Annotated in this window: 4 protein-coding genes; all 4 read right to left on the bottom strand. The window is 64.5% G+C overall.

From position 1 onward, the window contains the following. Nucleotides 1–4: 4 nt before the first annotated feature. Nucleotides 5–1,081: a carboxysome shell carbonic anhydrase domain-containg protein gene (locus RKP46_RS12900; protein ID WP_311107019.1), complete on the bottom strand. Its 1,077-nt coding sequence runs from the start codon at nucleotides 1,079–1,081 to the stop codon at nucleotides 5–7. 2 nt (nucleotides 1,082–1,083) lie between these two features. Further along, entirely contained in the window at nucleotides 1,084–1,815 is a 732-nt protein-coding gene (locus RKP46_RS12895; RefSeq protein WP_311107018.1) for a phosphoadenylyl-sulfate reductase, read from the bottom strand. Continuing rightward, the gene (locus RKP46_RS12890; protein ID WP_311107017.1) at nucleotides 1,812–2,333 is read right to left on the bottom strand and encodes a DUF934 domain-containing protein; all 522 of its coding nucleotides are present in this window, start codon (nucleotides 2,331–2,333) and stop codon (nucleotides 1,812–1,814) included. Before RKP46_RS12890 ends, RKP46_RS12895 begins: the two co-directional genes overlap by 4 nt. Next, a partial coding sequence (locus tag RKP46_RS12885; RefSeq protein ID WP_311107016.1) for a nitrite/sulfite reductase occupies nucleotides 2,326–3,782 on the bottom strand: 1,457 nt, incomplete at its 5' end. The genes RKP46_RS12885 and RKP46_RS12890, both read right to left, overlap by 8 nt.

The raw sequence follows: 3,782 nt of genomic DNA, 5'->3' as shown, positions 1-3,782 counted from the left end.
GGTGTCAACTGGCGCAGGAGATGGCTTCCAGCGTGCGCGAGCGCCAGTCGAGGACTGCGTTGCGGATCGTCATCTGTTCGCCGAGGCGCGGAAACTCGGCACGGATCACCTCGGCGGCAAAGGTCGACAGAAAGCGCGACTTGAGCTCGGCGCGCGCCCGGTCGACGCCGATTTCGTCGTAAGGGACCGAGGCGAGGAGCAGAAAGCCGTCATCGGGAATCCTTCCGGCCTGCATGTTGGCTTCGATGATTCCCGCTGCTCGGCGAATGGGGACATCCAGGTTCGGGCTGTAGGGGCCGATGATCAGCGCGATGTTCGGCGTGTGCAGAAAGTCGAAACCGCGGCCAAGGCAAATCATCCATTCGCGATGCTCGATGTCGAGCAGGCGCTCGTTGCGGCGAATCTGCGCGCGCACCGTCTCGATATGCTCCAGGTTTCCGTAGAGCAGCGGCAGCAGGTCGGCGCGCATGCGTGCCGGCATGTCAGGGAGCAGGGCGGCCAGGCGCAGTTCGAGTGTGGCCCGGTCGGTCGAGGTCAGCGTCGACAGGTCTAGCGTATCGCCCGTCGTGCCGTGAATGACCAGCGCGTCTTCGTCGGTTTCGAAACCACAGACGAGCGGATAGACGGTGCCGTGGTTGCTGCCGAAGATATGCTCGATTTGCCGACGGATTTCATGCGTATGAGCGATGGCTGCCGCCGTATCGTACTGGAAGCCGGCGCAGCCGCGGCGCGGATCGCCTTGCGAGTAATGGTAGGTGACGAGGAAGACGACGTGCCGTCCGGCGCCGACGACTCGCTGCACATGGTGTGCAAGAACCTCGCCGAGGTGCGGCCAGCCGAGGTCGAAGATGCCGCCGAGGTTGCGGAAGGGCATCAGGATGCCGACCGGCGTGTTGGTTGCCACGGGAATGTTGATCCGCCCGTCCATGCATTTGAGCACGGCGATCGCCGTCGGATGTTCGGCGAGGTAGCGCTCGCGCGCCAGCCAGGCTTCCGGACTACGGAAAATTGCACCGTGCCGGTCAGCCAGCCCGAACAGCCAGTCGATGCGCTCGGCGATGGGTTTGGCGTGAATGTCCATGCTCAGGGTCGTTTGACGTGCAGACCACACTCCTTCGCTTCCGGGTTCTCCCACCACCAGCGGCCGGCGCGGATGTCTTCGCCCGGGGTGATCGCACGGGTGCATGGGGCGCAGCCTATGCTGGGGTAAAAGCGGTCGTGCAGCGCATTGTACGGCACTTGATTGAGCTTCAGATACGCCCAAACCTCGTTCTCGCTCCAATCGGCAAGCGGGTTGAACTTTTCCAGCCCGCCGTCGCCGTGGTCGGCATCGAAACTGCGCAATGGCAGGCCGGCGCGTGTTGCCGCCTGACTGGCGCGCAAGCCGGTGATCCAGGCCTTGCGTCCGGCCAGCGCGCGTTGCAGCGGTTCGACCTTGCGCACGAAACAACAGCGTTGGCGCAGTTCGATCGAGTCGTAGAAGGCGTTGATGCCATTTTCCCGCGTGTAGCTTTCGACGAGCTCATGGCGCGGATAGAAAAGGCGCAGTTTCAGGCCGTAGTGCTTGTGCAGCGTATCGATCAGCTCGTAGGTCTCGGCCGGCAGGCGGCCGGTGTCGAGCGAGAAAATCTCGATCGGCAGGCGTTCGCGGACGATCAGATCGGTGAGCACCATATCCTCGGCGCCGAGGCTGCAGGCAAACGCCGCCGGCGAGAAGTCGGCGGCGATCGTCCGCAAGAGTGCGCGCGCGGCCTCGACGCGCTGGGTCAGCGAGTCACGCAGCGCCGGATCGGCGACATCCAGCGCTCGGCTCATGTCGTCTCTGCCTTGGCGCGACGGCAAAAGAGCGGCTGCGGCTGATCGACGCCTGCCTGATACGTTTCACTGAAGACGCGTAGTCCCGCAAGCGCCCGCTCGATATCCTTGTCGGCGCGCACGACGAACGCGTCGAAGCCGCAACGCTGCATGTAGAACAATTGATCCTGGAGGACGTCGCCGAGCGCGCGAATCTCGCCCTGGTAGTGGTGACGCTCGCGCAGGAGGCGGGCAATCGAATACCCGCGGCCGTCGGTAAATTTGGGGAAGTTGACCCCGATCACCGCCAGGCGCGCTAAATCGCCGACCAGGGCGGCGGGTTCCTCGTGGCTGTTGAGCCAGACGCCAAAGCTCTCGGGTCGGTCCGCTACCTGGTCGCGGTGGGCCAGCCATACGGCGAGCGGCAGTAGCGTCCGGCCGTTCGGCAACTCGACCGACTCCGCTTTGGCGCCTTCGCCCAGCGCGAGAATCTGCCAGTCGTCGGCGACGATTTGCCCGTGCCTGATCATTCTAGACATGCAGCGCCTCGCTTTCCTTGTCCTTCAGGTCGACGCGGCTTGCGCCACGCCGCCGGTCGCGTCCGGCGTAGGCGCGCGCCTTGAACGCATCGCTGCCGATCCGTTGCAGCGTATCGATGAAACGCTCGCTCGGGGTACGTTGCTCGACATAGACCGCAATCAGCGCAGCGATCACGTCAGGGATTTCGTGCGCGCGAAACGACGGGCCGATCACCTTGCCGAGCGTCGTCGCGTTGCCCTGCTGGCCGCCGAGGGTTACCTGGTACCACTCCTCATCGTTCTTGTCGACGCCGAGGATGCCGATGTTGGCCACGTGGTGGTGACCACAGGAGTTCATGCAACCCGAGATGTTGAGCGAAATGTCGCCGATGTCGTACAGATAGTCGAGGTCGTCGAAACGCTCGTGCACGGCCTGCGCGATCGGCACCGAACGGGCGTTGGCGAGCGCGCAGAGGTCGCCGCCCGGACAGCAGATCATGTCGGTTAGCAGGCCGATATTTGCGGTGGCCAGACGATGTTGGCGGGCGACTTGCCAGAGGTCGTAGAGGTCAGCCAGGCGAACGTCGGCGAGAACCAGGTTCTGTTCGTGCGTCACGCGCAGTTCGCCGAAACTGAAGCGCTCGGCGAGGTCGGCGGCAACCAGCATCTGTTCGTCGGTGATGTCGCCGGGGGCGCTGCCCGGTGCTTTCAGGGACAGCGTGACGGCCGCGTAGCCGGGCGTGCGGTGGGCGTGGACCGAGCGGCTGACCCAGTTGGCAAAGGCGCGGTCGCTCGCCAGATGGGCCGTATGGCGAACATCTTCGGCCGCCAGCGGCTGCCACGCGGGCAACGGAAAGTGCTTCGCCAGGCGGTCGAATTCCTCTGCGGGAACCGTTGATGGTCCATCGCGCAGGTGCGCCCACTCGGCCTCCACCTGACGGGCGAACTCCTCGATGCCAAGCGCCTGGACGAGGATCTTGATGCGCGCCTTGTACAGATTGTCGCGGCGCCCGTAGAGGTTGTAGAGGCGGATGATCGCTTCCAGGTAGGTCAGCAGGTGCTGGCGCGGCAGGAAATCGCGTAGCACCTGGCCGAGTATCGGTGTCCGTCCGAGCCCACCACCGACGAAGACGCGGAAGCCAATCTCACCGTCGGTTTTGCGTTGCACATCCAGGCCGATGTCGTGTGCGCGTATTACCGCACGATCGGTCGTCGCGGCATTGACGGCGATCTTGAACTTGCGCGGCAGGAAGGCGAACTCGGGGTGGAAGGTCGACCACTGGCGGAGCAGTTCGCAGTAGGGGCGAGGGTCTACCTGTTCGTCCGGCGCGCGGCCCGCGAAGGCGTCGGTGGTGATGTTGCGTACGCAGTTGCCGGAAGTCTGCACGGCGTGCATCTGGACACTCGCCAGCTCGGCCAGCATGTCCGGCGTTTCCTCGAACTGCGGCCAGTTGAGCTGCATGTTCTGGC

The sequence above is a fragment of the Accumulibacter sp. genome (genome assembly GCF_031732815.1).
Classification (GTDB): domain Bacteria; phylum Pseudomonadota; class Gammaproteobacteria; order Burkholderiales; family Rhodocyclaceae; genus Accumulibacter.
The sequence above is the reverse complement of the archived record's forward strand: the minus strand, read 5'-3'. Positions and strand labels throughout refer to the sequence as shown.

What these genes read in the sequence shown, in the direction of transcription:
- RKP46_RS12900 (WP_311107019.1), bottom strand. Translation starts at nt 1,081, where the DNA reads ATGGACATTCACGCCAAACCCATCGCCGAGCGCATCGACTGGCTGTTC.
- RKP46_RS12895 (WP_311107018.1), bottom strand. Translation starts at nt 1,815, where the DNA reads ATGAGCCGAGCGCTGGATGTCGCCGATCCGGCGCTGCGTGACTCGCTG.
- RKP46_RS12890 (WP_311107017.1), bottom strand. Translation starts at nt 2,333, where the DNA reads ATGTCTAGAATGATCAGGCACGGGCAAATCGTCGCCGACGACTGGCAG.